A 19,127-nucleotide genomic window follows, 5' to 3' on the forward strand; every position below is an offset into this window, starting at 1 on the left:
GCCGACCTGAGCGCCCCCGGAAACGGCACCCGCTCAGTCCGGCCAGACCCCCGTCGCCAGCAGCGTCTCGATCGCGGCCGTGTACGGCGCGATGTCCAGCCCCTGTTCCTCCAGCCAGCTGTCCGAGTAGTACTTGTCCAGGTAGCGGTCGCCGGGGTCGCAGAGCAGGGTGACGACGCTGCCGGTGCGCCCCGCCGCGACCATCTCGGAGACGATCTTCAGCGCGCTCCACAGTCCGGTCCCGGTCGAGCCGCCCGCCTTGCGGCCGATGGCCCGCTCCAGGGCGCGTACGGCGGCCACGGTCGCCGCGTCCGGCACCTTCATCATCCGGTCGATGGCGCCGGGCACGAAGCTGGGCTCCATGCGGGGCCGTCCGATGCCCTCGATCCGCGAGCCGCAGTCGCAGGTGACGTGGGCGTCGCCGGTGGTCCAGCCCTCGAAGAAGCAGGAGTTCTCCGGGTCGGCGACACAGACGCGGGTGTCGTACTGCATGTAGTGGACGTAGCGGGCGAGGGTCGCGGAGGTGCCGCCGGTTCCGGCGGTGGCGACGATCCAGGCGGGCACCGGGAAGCGTTCCAGGGCGAGTTGGCGGAAGGTGGACTCCGCGATGTTGTTGTTGCCGCGCCAGTCGGTGGCCCGCTCGGCGTAGGTGAACTGGTCCATGAAGTGGCCGCCGGTCTCGGCGGCCAGGCGCGCGGACTCCTCGTACATGGTGCGCGGGTCGTCCACGAAGTGGCAGCGCCCGCCGTGGAATTCGATGAGGCGGCACTTCTCCGCGCTGGTGGTGCGCGGCATGACCGCGATGAACGGCACGCCGATCAGGCTCGCGAAGTACGCCTCGGAGACGGCGGTCGAGCCGCTGGACGCCTCGATGACCGGGCGGTCCGGGCGGATCCAGCCGTTGCACAGGCCGTAGAGGAAGAGGGAGCGGGCGAGGCGGTGTTTGAGGCTGCCCGTCGGGTGGGTCGACTCGTCCTTCAGGTACAGGTCGATGCCCCAGTGCTCGGGCAGCGGGAAGCGCAGCAGATGGGTGTCGGCCGAGCGGTTGGCGTCGGCCTGGACCTTGCGGACGGCCTCTTTCAGCCAGTCGCGGTAGGCCGCGTCGCTGCGGTCGACGTCGAGGGTGGCCCCCGCCCGGGCCGGTGGGGTGGTGCTCACGGCGAGGCTCCTTACGCGGTCGCGCCGACGGCGCCCCGCGCGGCCGGCCCCCCGATCATAGGCACCTCCCGTCACGCTTCTCACCTGCATCAACGCATCTTTCAGCCACCCAAAGGAAGCCTGGGACACCCCCGTAGGGGGCGTGTGGGGGCGCATTGGCGTGAGTACTCCCGGCGCTCGTGGCGCACTTCTTCCGCACCCTGGTGCTCCGGTGCTCGCGGGGGCAGACTGCGAACGGCACGCATCGGCGCGCGACACATGGGGCGAGCACACGACACCCGCAGCGGGCATGTGGCGCGCGGCCATGGACGACACGCGGACGATCGGACGACACGCGCAGGAGGGGACGGCGAGGATGGCGGAGCCCGAGTTCACGGCGAGAGGCGTGCGCATCGGCAAGGGGCTGCGCTCGCTCACCCGGGCCGGAAAGGTCCGGATCAGCGACGGCAGGGTGGAGCTGCTCAACAGCTACGACAGCGAGATCGACAGCGCGCCCGCCTCGGCGGTCCGCGCGTCCAAGCCCTGGTTCGCGCCGGACGACCGCGCGCGGGCGGAGCTGAACGGGCAGCGTTACGAGCTGACGCTGGGCGAGCAGGACCCGGCGCCGGGCGAGTCGGGTCCGCCCGCGGCCCGGCGGTTCATCGACGCGGTGCGCCGAGCGGCCCGACACGGCGACTGACCTGCGTACCGCCGCGGCGAGTTGCGGGAGGGCGGGCGCTGCGTCACGCTGATCTCACGTCACTCTGGGTTTACCTGAGGTAACGCTGAGGTCCAGCCGCCGGCCGCGCAGTCGGGTCGCCTCCTGGACGCGGGCGCCCTCCTGGATTTCCGTTGTTCTCCGTGTTCTTCCGGTTCCTTCCGGACCTCACATCGGGGAGTCGCAGCCGTGATCAGTCACCCCAACAGGCACTGCACGGTGGAGCTCCAAGCCCTGCCGTCGCGGATCGGACAGGTCCGCAGAATCGTCTCTGCGCAGTTGCGCTACTGGCATCTGGATCCCCTCATCGACCGCGCCGCACTCGGCGTGACCGAGCTGCTGAGCAATGTCCACCGACATGCGCGGCCCGACAAGTCGTGCACCGTCGAACTGGAGCTGCTGCCCGACGGGCTCACCGTGTCGGTACGGGACCGCGATCCGCGTCTGCCCGTGGTGGCCGACGCGGCCGACACCCGTGAACTCGCGCCCCTCGCCACCTGCGGGCGGGGCCTGGCGATGGTCGCGGCCGTCAGCGAGAGCTGGGGAGCGCGCCCGGACGGCGAGAGCGGCAAGGTCGTGTGGTTCACGCTGGCCGCCACCGTCATGGAGCCCGCCCGGCCGACCCGCGCCCCGCTCCGCGCGGCGGAGCCGCAGGCCAGGCCGCGCGCCGCCGAACCGCGTCCGGCACCGGTCAACCCGGTCGGCCCGGTCACTCCGGTCACCCCCGTGACTCCGGTGACGCCGGGCCCGGTCCCGGCGCCCCTCCCTGTCACGCCCGTGACTCCCGCACCCGCGCCCGTGAGCCCCACGCCGGAACCCGCGTTGGCGCCCGCCGCCGCCTCTTCCGTGGCGGAGCCCGCCCTGGCGTCCGCGCCCGTCGCCGCCGCGCCCGAGCCCGCGCTCGCGTCCGCACCCGCCGTGGCCCCGGCCGCGGCGGCCACCGCTCCCGCCCGGTCGGCCGTTCCCGGCTGACCGGGCGGTGACCTTCCCGGTACGGCGGCGGGGCGGCGGGTGTCGATGACCCACCGCCCCGCCCGTACGCCCGGGACACGGCACGGCGCCGACCCGGCCTCCGCCCCTGCCTCTCGGCCAGGCCCCTCAGCCCTTGCCCACGGCCCCGAACCGCTCGTCCAGCACGGACAGCCTGCGCCAGTACTCGTCCTCGTCGATCTCGCCGGAGGCGAACCGGCGGCCGAGCACCGCGACCGGTGAGTCGCCCAGGGGGCGCCCGGAGTCCAGCGACCGCCAGGGGGCACCCCGGCCACGCCAGGCCGTGCGCCGCAGCACGGTGACGACTCCCGCCACCGCGACCGCCCAGATCAGCGGGAAGAACAGTATCCAGGGGCCGGGTCCGCCGCCGTCCCAGTTCGCCAGGGTCTCCATCTCGGGCTCATCTCCTCGGTCGAGCACGCATCGGGTGATGCTCCGAGACTCCCTCCGCGAGGGGGTCCGGGTCGTCGTGCGGCGGGCGGCCGTGCGCGTACGACGCCGGGAGTACGGCCCCTGGAGCCGCGCCCGGCCTCGCCTTCTGTACCTATCGGTATGTACAGTGAGAGGATGAACACCTCCGAGCGCCTGATCGAGTCCACCCGCGAGCTGCTGTGGGAGCGCGGCTACGTCGGCACGAGCCCCAAGGCGATCCTGGAGCGTTCGGGCGCCGGGCAGGGCAGCATGTACCACCACTTCCGGGGCAAGCAGGATCTCGCCCTGGCCGCGATCCGCCGGAGCGCCGACGAGCTGGGCGCCACCGCCGAGCGGATCTTCGACGGTCCGGGGACGCCGTACGAGCGGATCGAGGCGTATCTGCGGCGCGAGCGCGACGTGTTGCGCGGCTGTCCGATCGGGCGGCTGACCATGGACCCCGAGGTGATGGCCAGCGACGAACTGCGCGCCCCGGTGGACGAGGTGATCGCGCGGATTCGCGGGCGGATCGCGGAACTGGTCGAAGAGGGCAAGCGGCAGGGGCAGTTCGCGGCCTCCCTGGACGGCGAGGAGATCGGCGCCGCCGTGGTCGCGACCGTGCAGGGCGGCTACGTCCTGGCGCGGGCCTCCGGTTCCCCCGACGCGTTCGACGCGGGCGTACGCGGGCTGCTGTCGCTGCTCGCGCCGCCGACTTCCGCCGCTCGTGACTGACTTGCCGCCGACGCACCGAGAGGACCCGCTCATGCACGCCCTCCAGTACGAGGTCACCCTGCCCGCCGACTACGACATGGCGGTGATCCGCGATCGCGTCGACCGGCTGGGACATCTGCTGGACGACTGGGACGGCCTCGGCGTCAAGGCGTATCTGGTGCGTGAGCGCGGCCGGTACGGCTCGCCGGTCAACCAGTACGCGCCCTTCTACCTCTGGAACACGTTCGACGGCATGAACCGCTTCCTGTGGGGCGGCGGCTTCCAGGGGCTCTCGAACGACTTCGGCCGCCCGCCGGTGCAGCAGTGGACCGGCCTCGCCTTCGAGCGCGGCTCCGTCTCCCCCGCGTCCGCCGCGTTCGCGGTGCGGCTGCGGCAACCGGTGCCGGAGGGCGTGGAGTTGGGGCCGTTCATGGAGGAGGCCGCGGCCGAGGCGATGCGGCTCGCGGGCGAGGACGGTGCCGTACTGGCGGCGGCTGCCGTGGACGCGCGCCGCTGGGAGCTGGTGCGTTTCTCGCTGTGGGACCACGCATCCCCCAAGGCGGAGGGGGACTTGTTCCAGGTACGGCATCTGTCCGCGCCCGGGCTGGACAGTCTTCCGCGCGGCAGGCAGTGGTAGCCGCGCGTCTGACGGTGCGTCAAGCGTTCAAGTGACGAGGCGTCAGCCGAGCGCGCTCAGCGGGTCGTCCAGCACCGGCTGCCAGGCGAGTTCGGCCGCGCCGACCAGGCTGTCGTGGTCCAGGGTGCAGGGCAGGATGGGCACGCCGCCGCTCTGGCCGCCCCACAGGCTGCGCTCGGCGACCACCGCGCACAGCCGGTCGGGGTCGGCCTCCAGCAGGGTGCGGTGCAGTCCGCCGAGGATGATGCGGTCGGGGTTGAGGATGTTGACGAGCCCGGCGAGCCCCAGGCCGAGGCGGTCGATCAGGGTCTCGGCGGCGCGGCGTACGGCCGGTTCGTCATAGCGGGTGCGCAGCAGGTCGGTCGCCTGCTGGAGCAGGGAGACCTCGGGGCCCGGGTCCAGGCCCGCCTCGACCAGCAGGGCCAGCGGGTCGGCCTCCACGTCGAGACAGCCCCGGCTGCCGCAGTGGCAGGGGCGGCCCTCGGGGTTGACGGTGAGGTGGCCGACCTCCAGGGCGAGGCCCGAACTCCCGGTGTGCAGACGGCCGTCGAGGACCAGTGCGCCACCGACGCCCCGGTGTCCGGTGGCCACGCAGAGCAGATCGCGGGCGCCCCGTCCGGCGCCGTGCCGGTGCTCGGCGAGGGCGGCGAGGTTGACGTCGTTGCCCGCGAAAGCGGGGCCGGTGATGCCCGCCGCGCGCACGCACTCCACGAAGATGCGGCGCACCGGCTCGCCCACGGGCCAGGCCAGGTGCAGCGGGTTGAGGGCGAGACCGTCGGGTTCGGCGACGGCGGAGGGCACGGCGAGTCCGGCGCCCACGCAGCGGCGGCCGGTCGCGCGCAGCAGCTCGGCGCCCGCTTCGACGACGGTGCCGAGCACCTTGGCCGGGTCGGCGTCCACGGTCTCGCAGCCGGGCGTGGTGGCCACGATCCGGCCGCCGAGCCCGACCAGCGCGGCCCGGAAGCCGTCGGCGTGGATCTGTGCCGCGAGCGCGACCGGGCCGTCCTCGGCGACCTCGAGGCGGTGCGAGGGGCGCCCCTGGGAGCCGGAGGCCGCGGCGGGCCGCGCGTCGACCCGGATGAGGCCCAGCGCCTCCAGCTCGGCGGCGACCGCCCCGGCCGTGGCGCGGGTGACGCCCAGCTCGGCGGTGAGGACGGCGCGGGTCGGCGCCCGGCCCGTGTGCACCAGCTCCAGCGCGGGGCCGAGGGCTCCGCGCCCACGGTCCAGGCGCGCTCTCGTGGTGGTCTCTTCCCCCGCCTTCCGGGGCTCCGCCATGCCGCTCATGAGGGCGAGTCTCCCATGATCCGGGCCGCTCGTGGCGGGGTGTGCTCACCCGGTGGAGGACGCGAGTCCACTCACCCGCAGCGTGATGTTCAACCGCCCGGTGAGCCCGAGCGCGCCGGGTGCCGTGTCCGGCCGTACGCGCGGTACTCCGTGGTAGGCGAGGCGGGACGGTCCGCCGAAGACGAACAGGTCGCCGCTGCGCAGCTCCAGATCGGTCCAGGGCCGGTTGCGGGTCTCGGTGTTGCCGAAGCGGAACACGCAGGTGTCGCCGAGGCTCAGCGACACCACCGGGGCGTCCGCGTGCTCGTCGGCGTCGCGGTGCATGCCCATGCGGGCGTCCGCGTCGTAGAAGTTGATCAGCGCGATGTCGTACGGCTCCCCGGGGAGCGCGTCCGGGCCGAGCGTGTCGGTGACCGCGCGGCGGGCCAGTTCGTCCAGCCGGGCCGGGAAGGGCTTCACCGGGGAGCCGTCGCCGTCGACCGCCGTGGGGGCGTAGCCGTAGGGGTACCAGTGGTGGCCGAGGCAGACCTGCCGGGCGGTCATCGTGCCGCCGCCGGGGGTGCGGACGGTGCGCAGTCCGGCGGGTGGGCGTGCCCAGGCGCGGCAGGCGGTGAGGAGCGCGCGCTGCTCGTCCGGGTCCAGCCAGGCCGGGACGTGCACGGCGCCCGGGGCGGTCTCGGCACGCTCGCGGGGGAACAGTTCCGCGTCCATGCGCCCATCCTGCCCGACGGCTGGGCGACCGGTCCTGAGCTGCGGCTCGGCTAGCCTGGTGGGCGATGAACGACCGTATGACGACTCCGTGGGGCGAGCTGGACCTGTCCCGCTTCCCCGACGATCCCCGCGACCGGCTGCGTGCCTGGGACGCCTCCGACGCCTATCTGCTGCGGCATCTGGCCGAGGAGGGGGTAGACCTGTCGGGCGAGGTCGTCGTGCTCGGCGACCGCTGGGGCGCGCTGGCGACCGCGCTCGCCTCGCACCGGCCCGCGCAGATCACCGACTCCTTCCTGGGCCAGGAGGCGACCCGCGCGAACCTGGCGCGGGCCGGTGTCGAGCCCGGCGCGGTGCGGCTGCTGACCACGCAGGACCCGGTGCCGGAGCGAGTGGACGTGCTGCTCGTGCGCGTGCCGAAGAGCCTGGCGCTCCTGGAGGACCAGCTCCACCGGCTCGCCCCGGCCGTGCACGCGGGGACGGTGGTCGTCGGCACCGGCATGGTGAAGGAGATCCACACCTCCACGCTTCAGCTCTTCGAGCGCATTCTCGGGCCGACCCGCACGTCACTGGCCCGGCAGAAGGCCCGGCTGATCTTCTGCACCCCGGACCCGTCGCTCGCGCGGCCCGCGAACCCGTGGCCGTACGCGTACGCGCTGGAGGACGGCATCGGCGCGGCCTCGGGGCGCCCGGTCGTCAACCACGCGGGGGTGTTCTGCGCCGACCGGCTGGACATCGGCACCCGGTTCTTCCTCGGGCAGCTGCCGCCTCCGCGCGGGCGCCGGGTGGTGGACCTGGGCTGCGGCAACGGCGTGGTGGGTACGGCGATGGCGCTGGCCGACCCGGACGCCGAGGTGCTGTTCGTGGACGAGTCGTTCCAGGCGGTGGCCTCGGCGGAGGCGACGTACAAGGCCAACGGGGTGCCGGGGCATGCCGAGTTCCGGGTCGGGGACGGTCTGGCCGGGGTGGCGCCGGGCAGTGTGGACCTGGTGCTGAACAACCCGCCGTTCCACTCCCACCAGGCGACGACGGACGCGACGGCGTGGCGGATGTTCACCGGGGCCGAGCGGGCGCTGCGGCCGGGCGGTGAGCTGTGGGTGGTCGGCAACCGGCATCTGGGCTATCACGTGAAGCTGAAGCGGCTGTTCGGGAACTGCGAACTGGTCGCGAGCGACCCGAAGTTCGTGGTGCTCAAGGCCGTCAAGAAGAGCTAGCGGGCGCCGTGCCGAGGACGCCGATGATCCGGGCGACCTCGGCGGCCATCGCCTCCCGGCCCGCGCCGAGGTAACCCCGGGAGTCGACGGCCTCGGGGCGTTCGGTGAGGTGTCGGCGGACGGCGCCGGTCAGGGCCGTGTTGAGCGCGGTGCCGACGTTGACCTTGCCGATGCCGCCCGCGACCGCGCGGGCCAGCGCGTCGTCCGGCACGCCGGAGGAGCCGTGCAGGACGAGCGGAACGGGCAGGACGGCCGAGAGCCGTCGCAGCAGCGCCTGGTCGAGCGTGGCGGTGCGGGTGGTCATGGCGTGCGCGCTGCCGATGGCCACCGCGAGGGCGTCCACCCCGGTGTCCTCGACGAACGCGAACGCCTGGTCGGGATCGGTGCGGGCACCCGGCGCGTGCGCGTCCAGCGGCGGTCGCCCGCCCTTGCCGCCGATCTCTCCCAACTCGGCCTCGATCCAGAGCCCTTGCGCGTGCGCCCAGGCGGCCGTGGCGCGGGTGGCGGCGAGGTTGTCGGCGTAGGACAGCCCTGAGGCGTCGTACATCACCGAGCTGAATCCGGCCTCCGGCGCCTGGCGCAGCAGGTCGTCGCTCTGGACGTGGTCCAGGTGCAACGCGACGGGTACGGCGGCCTGTTCGGCGGCGGCGCGGGCGGCACGGGCCAGTGGCAGCAGGCCCCCGGCGCGGAACGTGACGGTGTTCTCGCTGACTTGGAGGACGACCGGCGTCCGTGCGGTCTCGGCGCCGGTGACGACGGCTTCGATGTGTTCCAGGGTGACGATGTTGAAGGCGGCGACGGCGGAGCCGGAGCGGGCCGCCCGGGTGACCAGGTCGCCGGTGGTGGCGAGGGGCACGGTGTCTCCCTTCCGGGTGGTGTTTCCCTTCCGGTGCCGGGTCAGGGGGCGAGGATCACCGAGCGGGTGAGGTGGCGCGGCCGGTCGGGGTCGAGGTCCCGGAGTGCGGCGACGGCGAGGGCGAGCCGCTGGGCGCGGACGAGTTCGGCGAGCGGGTCGAGAGTGCCGTCGATCCAGCGGGCGCCGGTGGCCCGGACCTGCTCGGCAAGACCTTCGGGGGCCGGGCCGAACATCCACGTGGCGGTGCCCGAGGTGCTGACGCTGATGGGCCCGTGCCGGTACTCCATCGCCGGGTACGCCTCGGTCCAGGACAGCGACGCCTCGCGCATCTTGAGCGCGGCCTCCTGGGCGAGTCCGGTGGTCCAGCCACGGCCGAGGAAGGTGAACTCCTCGCAGCGCGCCAGCCCTTCGGGCAGCGGGGTGGCCAGCGCGGTGCGCGCGTCGGTGACGGCGGCGGGGGTGTGCAGTCCGAGGTGGGCGCGCAGCAGGGTGAGGGCGGTGGTGGCGAACCGGGTCTGTACGACGGAGCGTTCGTCGGCGTAGTCGAGCACGATCAGGTCGTCGGCGGTCTCCTTGACCGGGGTGGCCGGGTCGGCGGTGATCGCGGTGGTCGGCGTGTTCAACTCGCGCAGGAGGTCCAGCACTTCCGTGGTGGTGCCGGAGCGGGTGAGGGCGACGACACGGTCGTAGGAGCGTCCGCGCGGGAACTCCGAGGCGGGGAAGGCGTCCGTCTCCCCGTGGCCCGCCGCCTCGCGCAGGGCCGCCGCGGACCGGGCCATGAAGTAGGAGGTGCCGCAGCCGGTGATCGCGACGCGCTCCCCCGGCGCGGGCAACACGTCGGTGTACCGCGTCACTTCGGCGGCGGCGCGGGTCCAGCACTCGGGCTGGCTGTTCAGCTCGTGCTCGGCATGGCTCATGCCACGTCCTCCCCGTTGCTGATCGCTCCCGACGGTACAGCGGCCGTTCGCGCGCCTTCAAGGAGCGTGCGGGGCACGGCCGTTCGGGCGGACCGGACGACGCGCTCAGCCGGTGGCGGCCGGGCCGTACGACGCGCTCAGCCGAGCCAGCCGGGGCGCACGAGCCCGGACTCGTAGGCGAGGACGACGAGTTGGGCCCGGTCGCGGGCGCCGAGCTTCACCATGGCGCGGCTGACGTGGGTCTTGGCGGTGAGCGGGCTGACCACCAGGCGGCGGGCGATCTCCTCGTTGGACAGGCCGATGCCGACGAGCGCCATCACCTCGCGCTCCCGGTCGGTGAGCCGGCCGAGGGCGTCTGCGGCGGCCGGTTCCTTGGAGCGGGCCGCGAACTCCGCGATCAGCCGACGGGTGACCCCGGGCGAGAGCAGGGCGTCCCCGTCGACCACGGCCCGTACCGCGCGCACGAGTTCGTCCGGCTCGGTGTCCTTGACGAGGAACCCGGAGGCGCCGGAGCGGATGGCCTCGAAGACGTACTCGTCGAGTTCGAAGGTGGTCAGCATGATCACCTTCACGTCGGTGAGCGCGGGGTCCTCGGTGATGCGCCGGGTCGCGGCCAGGCCGTCCAGCACCGGCATCCGGATGTCCATCAGGACGACGTCGGGCCGCAGTTCACGCACCCGGCGCAGTGCCTCGGCGCCGTCGGCCGCCTCCCCGGCGATCTCGATGTCCGGCTGTGCGCCGAGCAGCGCCCCGAACCCAGCCCGGACCAGCGACTGGTCGTCCGCGAGCAGGACCCGGATCACCGCGCCTCCCTGGTCCGCGCGGGCAGGACGGCGAGCACGCGGAAGCCCCCGTCGGCGCGGGGCCCGGCCTCGATGGTGCCGCCCAGGGCGGCGGCGCGCTCGCGCATCCCGGCGAGTCCGTTGCCGGTGCCGCCCGCGTCGGCGCCGGTGGCGGGCCCGTCGTCGTCCACGGTGAGGCGCAGCTGGTCCGCGCCCTGGGCGAAGCGTACGCGCGCGTGCCGTGAGCCCGAGTGGCGTACGACGTTGGTGAGGGCTTCCTGGAGGATGCGGAAGGCGGCCAGGTCGGCGCCGGGCGGCAGGCTCGGGGGCTCGCCCTGGACGTCGACGGTGAGCCCGGCGGCGGCTGCCTGCTCGACCAGTTCGGGCAGCCGGTCGAGGCCGGGGGCGGGCGCGCGCGGGGCGGCGCCGGGGGCGCGCAGGGTGTCGAGGACCTGGCGCACCTCGCCCAGCGCCTCCTTGCTGGCGGCCCGGATGGTGGTGAGCGCGGTGCGGGCCTGCTCGGGGTCCTTGTCGAGAAGCGCGAGGCCCATGCTGGCCTGGACGTTGATGACGGAGATGCTGTGCGCGAGCACGTCGTGCAGTTCGCGGGCGATCCGCAGCCGTTCCTCGTCCGCGCGGCGCTGGGCGGCGCGGGCGCGGTCCGCGCGTTCGCGGGCCCACTGCTCGCGCCGTACCCGGGCCAGTTCGGACACGGCGACCACGGCCGCGACCCAGGTGGCGGCGACGATCTCCTGCCCGGCGCTCGCGCCGGAGTCCCCGGCGGGCGGGAGATAGCGGTAGAGCCAGAGCGCGATCAGCAGATGACCCGCCCAGAGCAGGCCGAGCGCGGCCCACGCGGCGCGCCGGTGCCCGGCGACGACCGCGCCGAAGCAGCCGACCGCGACGGTCAGGAACACGGGCCCGTAGGGGTAGCCCGCCGCCAGATAGGCCAGGGTCACGACGGACGTGGTGAAGGCGACGGCCACCGGGTGGCGGCGCCGCCACAGCAGGGCCACCGATGCGGCGACCAGCAGCACGCGCCCGGCGACGTCCGGCGCCTCGCGATGGGGCTGGGCGTGCGCGGCGAAGGCCGATCCGGCGAGCACGACGGCGGTGATCAGCGCGGTGGAGAGCCAGGGCCACCGGGTGGCGCCCTCCCGGGACTCCGGGTCGGCGCCGGTGCGGGACTCCGCGTCGCCGTCGGTCCGGTGCCACCAGGGCGGTCCGTACCGCCACCACCCGGGTCCGTGCTGCTCTTCCATGCCTGCCACGCTAGACGCCGCCAGGGTGCGCGGGCGTCGGCCGAGCGTGGTGATCACGGGTACTCCCTGGGGAGTACGGGAAACCGGCTCGCGGCGTACGAGCCCTCACGCCCCTGTCAGCCCCACGCTCTCCCCCAGCCGCCCCGCCGCGTACCGGAACAGTTCCGCACGGTCGGTCACCATCCTGTTGAACTGCCCGAACACCTCGAACCCGACCAGCCCGAACAGCTCGGACCAGGCCGCCACCAGCGCGGGCGCGGCCACGGGCGGCAGGGCCGGGGAGATCTCGGCGGCGAGGCGTTCGGCCTCGGGGCGCAGCTCGGCGGGCAGCGGCGGCAGCGGGCGGCCGGTGCCGTCCCGGTGGGCGTCGCCGACGATGCCGACGAGGAGCAGCCCGACGCGGGCCGCGGAGGGGACGGTGGTCGGGGGCGCGGCGTAACCGGGCACGGGGGAACCGTAGATGAGCGCGTACTCGTGGGGGTGGTCGAGCGCCCAGGCGCGTACGGCCTCGCAGACGGTGGTCCAGCGGAGCAGCGGGCCCGTGCCGTCCGGGAGGGCCGCGTGGGCTCTCTCTGCGGCCTCGCCGAGGGAGTCGTAGGCGTCGATGATCAGCGCGGTGAGCAGGTCGTCGCGGCTCGGGAAGTAGCGGTAGAGGGCGGAGGAGACCATGCCCAGCTCGCGTGCCACGGCCCGCAGCGAGAGCTTGGCGGCGCCCTCGGCGGCGAGCTGTCTGCGGGCCTCGTCCTTGATGGCCGCGGTGACCTCGGTCCTGGCCCGTGCGCGGGCGCCCTGTGTGGTGCTCATACGCCGAGTCTGCCATGGAACGAGAGCGGCGCCCACAAAAGAGAGCACTGCTCTTGCGCGAGAGCGCCGCTCTCGGCACACTGGAGGAAAGCGAGAGCACCGCTCTCCCACAGCATGGGGGTCCTCATGTCGTCTTCGTCGTCGCCGTACTACGTCCAGGGCAGCCCGATGGCCGTCCGCTTCAACAACCTCATCGGCTGGCTCGCCCGGCACGGGCTCAGCTTCGCGGGCAGCGCCGAGCTGTCGGTGCGGGGGCGCAAGAGCGGCCAGCTGCAGCGCATCCCGGTCAATCCGCACACCTACGAGGGCGAGCGGTACCTGGTCTCGGCGCGCGGCCACTCCCAGTGGGTGCGCAACATGCGGGCGGCGGGCGGCGGGGAGCTGCGGGTCGGCCGCAAGGTGCGCCCGTTCACGGCGGTGGAACTGCCGGACGCCGAGAAGGTGCCGGTCGTCCGGACCTATCTGGAGCGCTGGGGCTGGCAGGTGGACGCGTTCTTCGCGGGCGTGACCGCCAAGTCCTCCGACGCGGAGATCCTGGCGGCTGCCCCCGACCATCCGGTGTTCCGGATCACCGTCGCGGACTGACGGCGGTCTCGGCACCGGGCGCGATGATGTCCTCGGCGCCGGTCACAGCGCCCTCGGCCACCGTCGCGATTCGGCGGCCGTCACGAAGCGGCCCCCGTCACGAAGCGACGGCCGTCACCGGTCCGCGGCCGTCACGAATCGACAAGGTCCTCGTCCGCGTCCGAGACGTCCGCCCCGTGCCCCCGGTCGAGGAAGGCGATGGTGCGCTGGGCGAGCGGGCGGGACCTGACCATCTCGCCGAGCGAGGACGCGCCGCTGGTGATGTCGCGGAACGCCTTCCAGGCGGGACGGAAGCCGGTCAGGGCGGCGTGGAACAGCCCGGGACGGCGTTCGAAGGCGGCCAGCAGCCGCTTGCCGACGCTCATCTCCACCCCGAGGCCCGCCTTGACGGCGAAGGCGTAGTTCAGCGCCTGGCGGCGGGTGTCCACCGCGTCGTGGGCCTCGGCGATGCGCACCGCCCACTCCCCCGCGAGGCGGCCCGAGCGCAGCGCGAAGGAGATGCCCTCGCGGGTCCAGGGCTCAAGCAGCCCCGCCGCGTCGCCGCAGACCAGCACCCGGCCCCGCGAGAGCGGGGAGTCCTCGGCGCGGCAGCGGGTCAAGTGCCCGGAGGAGACGCTGGGTTCGAACCCGGCGAGGCCGAGCCGGGCGATGAAGTCCTCCAAGTACCGCTTGGTGGCGGCGCCTTCACCGCGCCGGGAGATCACACCGACGGTCAGGGTGTCGCCCTTGGGGAAGACCCAGCCGTAACTGCCGGGCAGCGGGCCCCAGTCGATGAGCACCCGGCCCTTCCAGTCCTCGGCGACGGTGTCGGGCACCGGGATCTCCGCCTCCAGACCGAGGTCGACCTGGTCCATCTTGACGCCGACGTGGGCGCCTATCCGGCTCGCGCTGCCGTCGGCGCCGACGACCGCGCGGGCCAGCACCGTCTCGCCGTCCTGGAGCACCACGGCGACCGTGCGCCGGTCCGGGACCGCCGAGCCGTGCTGCTCGACGCGCTGCACGGTGACGCCGGTGCGCAGTTCGGCGCCCGCCTTCTGCGCGTGCTCGACCAGCTGCTGGTCGAACTCGGGCCGGTTGATGAGCCCGAACAGCATCTGCTGGGAGCGCCGGGTGCGGGTGAAGCGGCCGTTGTGCGCGAAGGTGACCGCGTGCACCCGGTCCTTGAAGGGGAGTTCGAAGCCGGGCGGCAGCGCGTCGCGCGAGGGTCCGATGATGCCGCCGCCGCAGGTCTTGTAGCGGGGCAGCTCGGCCTTCTCCAGCAGCAGTACCCGCCGTCCCGCGACCGCCGCCGCATAGGCGGCCGAGGCCCCCGCAGGTCCCGCGCCCACCACGACGACGTCCCAGACCCGCTGCACGCCGTCCGCCGAAGAGTTCTCGCCGCTCACGATGGTCTACCGCTCCGATCCAGCCGATGCCGCTCTCCCGGGCTCCCGGCCGCACCGGAGCGGGGAAACCCATGTCATCCGGCATCCTACGGCGATCACCGCCGAGGCCCACTGTGGGAGGATCGGGGGTATCCCAGCAGTTCAACGTCGCGTACACAGCGTCGCACCCCTGAGGAGCGTGCCCCATGCCGTCGAATCCGGTCGCCGAGACCGTCGCCTCGCTCATGCCCCGCGCCAAGACGGAGCTGACCGAGCTGGTCGCCTTCAAGTCGGTGGCGGACTTCGCGCAGTTCCCGAAGAGCGAGAGCGAGGGCGCCGCGAACTGGATCGCGGACGCGCTGCGCGCCGAGGGCTTCACCGACGTGGCGCTGCTCGACACCCCGGACGGCACCCAGTCGGTGTACGGCTACCTGCCCGGCCCCGAGGGCGCCAAGACCGTGCTGCTCTACGCCCACTACGACGTGCAGCCGCCGCTGGACGAGTCCGCGTGGACGACTCCGCCGTTCGAGCTGACCGAGCGGAACGGCCGCTGGTACGGGCGTGGCAGCGCCGACTGCAAGGGCGGCCTGATCATGCACCTGCTGGCGCTGCGCGCCCTCAAGGCCGACGGCGGTGTCCCGGTCTCCGTCAAGGTGATCGTGGAGGGCTCGGAGGAGCAGGGCACGGGCGGCCTGGAGCGTTACGCCGAGCAGCACCCCGAGCTGCTCACGGCCGACGCCATCGTCATCGGCGACACCGGCAACTTCCGCGTCGGCCTGCCGACCGTGACCAGCACCCTGCGCGGCATGACGCTGGTCCGCGTCCAGGTCGACACCCTCGCCGGGAACCTGCACTCGGGCCAGTTCGGCGGCGCCGCCCCGGACGCGCTCGCCGCGCTGATCCGGGTCCTGGACTCGCTGCGCGCGGAGGACGGTTCGACCACGGTGGACGGCCTCGCCGCCGACGCGCGCTGGGACGGACTGGAGTACGCCGAGGAGCAGTTCCGCTCGGACGCCAAGGTGCTCGACGGGGTCGGTCTGATCGGCGGCGGCTCGGTGGCGGACCGCATCTGGGCCCGCCCCGCCGTCACGGTCCTCGGCATCGACTGCCCGCCGGTCGTCGGCGCCACTCCGTCGGTGCAGTCGACCGCCCGCGCGCTGGTCAGCCTGCGCGTGCCGCCGGGCACGGACGCCGCCGAGGCGTCGAAGCTGCTCCAGGCCCACCTGGAGACCCACGTGCCGTGGGGCGCCAAGGTCACCGCCGAGCAGATCGGCAGCGGCCAGCCCTTCCGCGCCGACACCACCAGCCCGGCCTACCAGGCGATGGCCACCGCCATGGCCGCCGCCTACCCGGGCGAGACCATGCAGTACGCGGGCCAGGGTGGCTCCATCCCCCTCTGCAACACCCTCGCCGCCCTCTACCCCGAGGCGGAGATCCTGCTGATCGGCCTCAGCGAGCCCGAGGCGCAGATCCACGCGGTGGACGAGAGCGTGTCTCCGGAGGAGCTGGAGCGCCTTTCCATCGCCGAGGCCCTGTTCCTCCAGGAGTACGCGGCGAACTGACCCACCCTCGCGGACGGCCCCCGGCACCGAACACCGCCGGGGGCTGTTCCCCTACGGCCCGTACACGCGCCCGAGCAGCGTCCTGCTACAACCTCGGTAAAGTGGTCCTGATCCCGTGCCGGGGTCAGCCCACCGGCGTCCCCGCCTCCAGATAGATCGCCGCTCCCCGTTCGCGCGCCCGCAGGGCCCAGCGGAGGCGTTCGTAGCGGACCGGCGGGAGCATCGTGGCGGCCTCGTGTTCGGAGGCGAAGCGCCAGGCGCGGAGTTCGGGGCCTGGGAGGTGGACGCGGGAGGCTTCGGACGGGGTGAGACGGCCGCCGTCGAAGAGGAGGCGCAGGCCGCCGTAGCGGGGCGGGTCGGGGCGTTCCCAGTCGACGACGAGCAGCCGGGGGGCCTCGCGCAGCCGGATGCCGGTCTCCTCGGCGACCTCGCGCATTCCGGCGCGGGCCGGGGCCTCGCCGGGTTCGACCACTCCGCCGGGGAACTCCCAGCCGGGTTTGTAGGTGGGGTCCACGAGGAGCACATGGTCGTGTTCGTCGAAGAGGAGGACCCCGGCCGCCAGGGTCTCGGCGGTCGGCTCGGGGGTCTGCACGATGTCGCAGGGCCGGGCCGCACCGCTGCCGACGGCCTCGGTGACGCGCAGGGCGGCCTCGTACGGCGTGAGCGAACCGGTGTCGATCGGGTGGGCGTCGACGGCGAGCCAGGAGGCGAGGGCGGCACGGTAGGGCTCGATGTGGTCGTACGACCATTGCCGCACCCGTATCTCGCCGTCGGGGAGGTCCGGCGGGATCTCCCGGGCGGCTATTCGCGCGCGCAGGATCGTTTCGGCCGGGGCGAGGACCAGGTGGCGCACGGAGATGCGGCGGGCGGCGAGACCGCCGAAGATCTCGTCGCGGTACTCCTGGCGCAGCAGGGTCATCGGCACGACGAGCGTGCCGCCCAGCTCGGCGAGCATCGCCGCCGCCGTGTCGATGACCAGGCGGCGCCAGATCGGCAGATCCTGGAAGTCGCCGACCTCGGCCAGGTGCTTGGCGGGCAGCAGGCGGGACAGCTCCGCGCCGATGATCTCGGGGTCGAAGAGCGTGCTGTTCGGGATCAGTTCGATCAGTTCCCGTGCGGTGGTGGTCTTGCCCGCACCGAACGCGCCGTTGATCCAGACGACGGTCACGGTTCCCCCTCTTCTGTTGGCCCCCTGGGGCTTGCCCGTTCCACCCTGCCACGGAAACCACCCCCAGTTGAGGGCGCACAGCACGGCGCCGGCACCCCTTCGGCAGGGGTACCGGCGCCGTGGCGGCGCTGTCACGCCGTACCGAGCGTGCCCTCGTCCAGGTCCAGGCTCTCCTGGCTGACGAGGTGGTCGACCGTGCCCAGGGTGTCGGTGATCCTGAGGTCCTTGAGCGCGCCGTCCTCGGTCGCGTGGGACGGGGTGACGGCGGCCACGACGAATCCGGTGGCGAGGCTGGCGATGGCGAGCATGCTGCGCTTCTTCATGCCCTGATCAACTGCCGGAGCGGCGAGGAGTCACGCGGATTCGCCCGCGCAGCCCGTGCAGAAGGACAGGATCGCCGAGGTGAACGCCTCGGGCGCCTCCTCGGGCACATAGTGTCCGCACCCATCGATCACGAGTTCCGTGACGTCGGAGGCGACATGTCGTACGTCCCGGGCGACGGCCGCGCCCCGGAAAGCCGCTCCCCCGACGGCCAGGACGGGCATCGGCAGAACGGCACGCGCCCGCGCCCGGTTCTGCCCGATCGTGGCGTCCAGGGCCCGGTAGTACTGGAAGCTGGCGTGCAGGGCTCCGGGCGCCCGGAGCGCGTCGACGTACACATCGACGACGTTCTTCGGCATCGCGGTGGGCGTGGCACCCTTCACGGCGAACTGGTCGCGGTAGTAGATGTCCTCGCGCCCCCTGACCAGCTCCTCATTGACGGAGGCAAGCCGGTTGAACATGAAATGCCAGGTGGCCTCGGCCTGACGGCTGTCGGCCGGAAGGGCCCCGGGGTCGTCGGAGATCCCGGGGAGGGCGGCCTCCATCAGCACGAGTCGCGTGACCCGGGACGGGTGGTCGGAGGCGAGCGCGTAGCTCAGCATCATGCCGACGTCATGACCGACCAGCCGGAAGCGGTCGTGCCCCAACACGCTCATGAGCCGGGCGAGATCGCCTGCCGCCGTGGCGCTGTCGTAGCCCGTCTCCGGCTTGTCGGAGCGTCCGACGCCTCGCGGGTCCACCGCGATCACCGAGAAGTGCTCCGCGAGCGGAAGCATCACCTTGCGCCACTGCCACCAGAACTGCGGCCACCCGCCCACCAGGAGCAGGGCAGGGCCCGAACCGCCCGTGACGGCGTGCAGGGTGATGTCACCGAGGTCGTAGCGGTGGCTGCGGAACCGGTCGAGGAATCCGTCCGGCAGGTCGGGCAACGCCGTCACGGTGCCGAACCCGCTCACGGGCTCCGCTGGAACAGAAGTCATCGCTCCTCCAAGGAACCGGCTTAGGTGGTTCCTTCAACGTAACAGGATCCGCATGAACCAGCTAGGGTGGTTCACACGGTGGCCGACGGACGGCGGAGGAGGTACGGCGATGGCGGACGGCGGGCGCGCGGATGTCGATTCCCAGCCCCTGTGCTTCCGCTTCACCAAGACGGCGAAAGCCCGCACCGACCGCACGCCGAAGGAACTGCTGCGCCGGCCCTCGGACCTCGCGGAATGGCTCGCCGCCGCAGGTCTGACCGAGGGTGGGCGACTGCCTGAGGTGGACGAGCAACTGCTGTGTGAGGCCAGGGAGTTGCGCGAGTCGATCTATCGCGCCGCACGATCCGTCGCCGACGGCCGACCGCTCACCGAGGCGGACCGCGACCGCATCAACGCCTGGGCCGCCCGCAACGACGCGTACCGCGCGCTCGACGACACCGGCGCCGTCTGGCGCTTCCCCGGCCCCTCACCGGCCCGGTCCGCCCTGGCGGTGCTGGCCGCCGACGCCGTCGACACGCTCGGGGGCGCCAGGTCCGGCACGATCAAGGTGTGTGCGGGGACCGGCTGCGTGGCGGTGTTCCTGGACACCACCCGCGGCCGTTCCCGCCGTTGGTGCTCGATGGGCACGTGCGGCAACCGTGCCAAGAAGGACGCGATGCGCGTACGGCACGAAACGGCGCCGTCACCCGGCACTTGACCCCGAGAGGGGTCAGTGG

General features: G+C 73.4%; 20 protein-coding genes and 1 pseudogene. 8 read left to right on the top strand and 13 right to left on the bottom strand.

Annotation, left to right across the window (positions count from 1 at the left end):
* Positions 1 to 33: 33 nt before the first annotated feature.
* Positions 34 to 1,158 carry a PLP-dependent cysteine synthase family protein gene (locus tag B079_RS0113555; RefSeq protein ID WP_018546353.1) on the bottom strand — a complete coding sequence of 375 codons (1,125 nt, stop codon included), beginning with the start codon at positions 1,156 to 1,158 and terminating at the stop codon, positions 34 to 36.
* A 355-nt stretch (positions 1,159 to 1,513) separates the two neighbouring features.
* Here B079_RS0113555 and B079_RS0113560 point away from each other — a divergent pair, with 355 nt between their 5' ends.
* Positions 1,514 to 1,837, top strand: a complete 324-nt coding sequence (locus tag B079_RS0113560) for a hypothetical protein (RefSeq protein WP_018546354.1) — start codon at positions 1,514 to 1,516, stop codon at positions 1,835 to 1,837.
* A 207-nt stretch (positions 1,838 to 2,044) separates the two neighbouring features.
* Positions 2,045 to 2,542, top strand: a pseudogene (locus B079_RS35855) (ATP-binding protein); the annotation flags it as partial.
* 411 nt (positions 2,543 to 2,953) lie between these two features.
* On the opposite strand, the gene B079_RS0113570 reads toward B079_RS35855, so the two are convergent.
* Entirely contained in the window at positions 2,954 to 3,238 is a 285-nt protein-coding gene (locus B079_RS0113570; RefSeq protein WP_018546356.1) for an SHOCT domain-containing protein, read from the bottom strand.
* Positions 3,239 to 3,412: 174 nt separating this feature from the next.
* Here B079_RS0113570 and B079_RS0113575 point away from each other — a divergent pair, with 174 nt between their 5' ends.
* Together B079_RS0113575 and B079_RS0113580 are read left to right on the top strand one after the other, a co-directional pair.
* The gene (locus B079_RS0113575; RefSeq protein WP_018546357.1) at positions 3,413 to 3,988 is read left to right on the top strand and encodes a TetR family transcriptional regulator; all 576 of its coding nucleotides are present in this window, start codon (positions 3,413 to 3,415) and stop codon (positions 3,986 to 3,988) included.
* Positions 3,989 to 4,019: 31 nt separating this feature from the next.
* Positions 4,020 to 4,604: a DUF4865 family protein gene (locus tag B079_RS0113580; protein WP_018546358.1), complete on the top strand. Its 585-nt coding sequence runs from the start codon at positions 4,020 to 4,022 to the stop codon at positions 4,602 to 4,604.
* A gap of 42 nt (positions 4,605 to 4,646) precedes the next feature.
* Here B079_RS0113580 and B079_RS0113585 read toward each other — a convergent pair whose 3' ends face one another.
* Both B079_RS0113585 and B079_RS0113590 read right to left on the bottom strand, forming a co-directional pair.
* On the bottom strand, positions 4,647 to 5,888 hold the full coding sequence (locus B079_RS0113585) for an ROK family protein (RefSeq protein ID WP_026248662.1): 1,242 nt from the start codon (positions 5,886 to 5,888) through the stop codon (positions 4,647 to 4,649).
* Positions 5,889 to 5,933: 45 nt separating this feature from the next.
* Positions 5,934 to 6,599 (bottom strand): alpha-ketoglutarate-dependent dioxygenase AlkB family protein, encoded by a 666-nt coding sequence (locus B079_RS0113590; protein ID WP_018546360.1) that lies wholly within the window; start codon positions 6,597 to 6,599, stop codon positions 5,934 to 5,936.
* A 77-nt stretch (positions 6,600 to 6,676) separates the two neighbouring features.
* Here B079_RS0113590 and B079_RS0113595 point away from each other — a divergent pair, with 77 nt between their 5' ends.
* A complete protein-coding gene (locus tag B079_RS0113595) occupies positions 6,677 to 7,810 on the top strand; it encodes a methyltransferase (protein WP_018546361.1) in 1,134 nt (377 codons plus the stop codon).
* Here the strand turns inward: B079_RS0113595 and B079_RS0113600 are convergent.
* From B079_RS0113600 to B079_RS0113620, 5 genes are all read right to left on the bottom strand, one after another.
* Positions 7,797 to 8,666, bottom strand: a complete 870-nt coding sequence (locus tag B079_RS0113600) for a class II fructose-bisphosphate aldolase (RefSeq protein ID WP_018546362.1) — start codon at positions 8,664 to 8,666, stop codon at positions 7,797 to 7,799. The two genes, B079_RS0113595 and B079_RS0113600, sit on opposite strands and share 14 nt — an antisense overlap.
* A gap of 41 nt (positions 8,667 to 8,707) precedes the next feature.
* On the bottom strand, positions 8,708 to 9,583 hold the full coding sequence (locus tag B079_RS0113605) for an SIS domain-containing protein (RefSeq protein ID WP_018546363.1): 876 nt from the start codon (positions 9,581 to 9,583) through the stop codon (positions 8,708 to 8,710).
* 137 nt (positions 9,584 to 9,720) lie between these two features.
* Positions 9,721 to 10,386 (bottom strand): response regulator transcription factor, encoded by a 666-nt coding sequence (locus B079_RS0113610; protein WP_018546364.1) that lies wholly within the window; start codon positions 10,384 to 10,386, stop codon positions 9,721 to 9,723.
* Positions 10,383 to 11,627 (bottom strand): sensor histidine kinase, encoded by a 1,245-nt coding sequence (locus B079_RS0113615; protein ID WP_018546365.1) that lies wholly within the window; start codon positions 11,625 to 11,627, stop codon positions 10,383 to 10,385. Before B079_RS0113615 ends, B079_RS0113610 begins: the two co-directional genes overlap by 4 nt.
* A gap of 105 nt (positions 11,628 to 11,732) precedes the next feature.
* The gene (locus B079_RS0113620) at positions 11,733 to 12,431 is read right to left on the bottom strand and encodes a TetR/AcrR family transcriptional regulator (protein WP_018546366.1); all 699 of its coding nucleotides are present in this window, start codon (positions 12,429 to 12,431) and stop codon (positions 11,733 to 11,735) included.
* 126 nt (positions 12,432 to 12,557) lie between these two features.
* On the opposite strand from B079_RS0113620, the gene B079_RS0113630 reads away from it, so the two are divergent.
* Complete coding sequence (locus tag B079_RS0113630; RefSeq protein WP_106432319.1) at positions 12,558 to 13,016, top strand: nitroreductase family deazaflavin-dependent oxidoreductase; 459 nt, start codon at positions 12,558 to 12,560, stop codon at positions 13,014 to 13,016.
* A gap of 131 nt (positions 13,017 to 13,147) precedes the next feature.
* Here the strand turns inward: B079_RS0113630 and B079_RS0113635 are convergent, their stop codons facing one another.
* Positions 13,148 to 14,401 (bottom strand): geranylgeranyl reductase family protein, encoded by a 1,254-nt coding sequence (locus B079_RS0113635; protein WP_018546369.1) that lies wholly within the window; start codon positions 14,399 to 14,401, stop codon positions 13,148 to 13,150.
* Between the two features lie 185 nt (positions 14,402 to 14,586).
* Here B079_RS0113635 and B079_RS0113640 point away from each other — a divergent pair, with 185 nt between their 5' ends.
* Complete coding sequence (locus tag B079_RS0113640) at positions 14,587 to 15,942, top strand: dipeptidase (RefSeq protein ID WP_018546370.1); 1,356 nt, start codon at positions 14,587 to 14,589, stop codon at positions 15,940 to 15,942.
* A gap of 124 nt (positions 15,943 to 16,066) precedes the next feature.
* Here the strand turns inward: B079_RS0113640 and B079_RS0113645 are convergent, their stop codons facing one another.
* From B079_RS0113645 to B079_RS0113655, 3 genes are all read right to left on the bottom strand, one after another.
* The gene (locus B079_RS0113645; protein WP_018546371.1) at positions 16,067 to 17,110 is read right to left on the bottom strand and encodes an NUDIX hydrolase; all 1,044 of its coding nucleotides are present in this window, start codon (positions 17,108 to 17,110) and stop codon (positions 16,067 to 16,069) included.
* Between the two features lie 131 nt (positions 17,111 to 17,241).
* The gene (locus B079_RS0113650) at positions 17,242 to 17,433 is read right to left on the bottom strand and encodes a hypothetical protein (RefSeq protein ID WP_018546372.1); all 192 of its coding nucleotides are present in this window, start codon (positions 17,431 to 17,433) and stop codon (positions 17,242 to 17,244) included.
* A gap of 30 nt (positions 17,434 to 17,463) precedes the next feature.
* On the bottom strand, positions 17,464 to 18,411 hold the full coding sequence (locus tag B079_RS0113655; protein WP_051095084.1) for an alpha/beta fold hydrolase: 948 nt from the start codon (positions 18,409 to 18,411) through the stop codon (positions 17,464 to 17,466).
* 109 nt (positions 18,412 to 18,520) lie between these two features.
* Here B079_RS0113655 and B079_RS0113660 point away from each other — a divergent pair, with 109 nt between their 5' ends.
* Entirely contained in the window at positions 18,521 to 19,108 is a 588-nt protein-coding gene (locus B079_RS0113660; protein ID WP_018546374.1) for a CGNR zinc finger domain-containing protein, read from the top strand.
* The last annotated feature ends 19 nt before the right edge of the window (positions 19,109 to 19,127 follow it).

Origin of the sequence: Streptomyces sp. LaPpAH-108, assembly GCF_000373625.1 — a bacterium.
GTDB lineage: Bacteria > Actinomycetota > Actinomycetes > Streptomycetales > Streptomycetaceae > Streptomyces.